The organism is Proteus sp. fly-1067 (genome assembly GCF_040139345.1).
Classification (GTDB): Bacteria; Pseudomonadota; Gammaproteobacteria; order Enterobacterales; family Enterobacteriaceae; genus Proteus; species Proteus vulgaris_B.
The window spans coordinates 1-599 of sequence record NZ_JBEEUL010000165.1; the positions used below are offsets into that span (position 1 = coordinate 1).

The window sequence follows — 599 nt, forward strand, 5'->3', positions numbered from 1 at the left end:
GTTAGTTAAAACGAAGAGTTGAGATCGACAAGAGCCTTCAACAGTAGCATCAACAGGAACTGCATTCTCACTGATTTTATAATCATAAAGAATATTAGGAATTCGATAAGCACTAAATACGGTCAATACTAACATTACAATAACTAAGAATAAGGTGCGAAATAGTCCACCATCTCCTCTTAGTGGAACCAATTTTAAAGGTCGAGTTGGAAAAGCATCTAATACTTTATCCGAGAGTGTAATGCTATTTTGCACAATCATTATATCCATAAAATTAGAGAGTTTTCGCAGTATAGCAATTCTTAAGAATATCAATAATAAGATTTGCTCTGAGTTTTTATTAACACGCTAATTTTATATAAGCCTGCCCTTTTGAATAAATGACTTTTTATTAAAGTTATCTTTCAAAAAAAGCAGGCTAATAAGCTATTAACTATTTTATTATACGTTCTGACGTAAATATTTAGCCGCTTCAACCATGTTCGCTAATGCTGCTCGTGTTTCGGCCCAGCCTCGTGTTTTTAATCCACAATCTGGGTTCACCCATAAACGCTCTGCTGGAATACGCGATTGCGCTTTTCTTAATAATCCCACAATCC

At 34.6% G+C, this 599-nt stretch carries 1 protein-coding gene and 1 pseudogene; both read right to left on the bottom strand.

Features of this window, described 5'->3' with window-relative positions; translation table 11 throughout:
• Window positions 1-261, bottom strand: a pseudogene (locus ABN217_RS19780) (hypothetical protein); the annotation flags it as partial.
• A 180-nt stretch (window positions 262-441) separates the two neighbouring features.
• Window positions 442-599, bottom strand: a 158-nt coding sequence (locus tag ABN217_RS19785; protein ID WP_349459932.1) for a hypothetical protein, incomplete at its 5' end; no start/stop codon positions are given.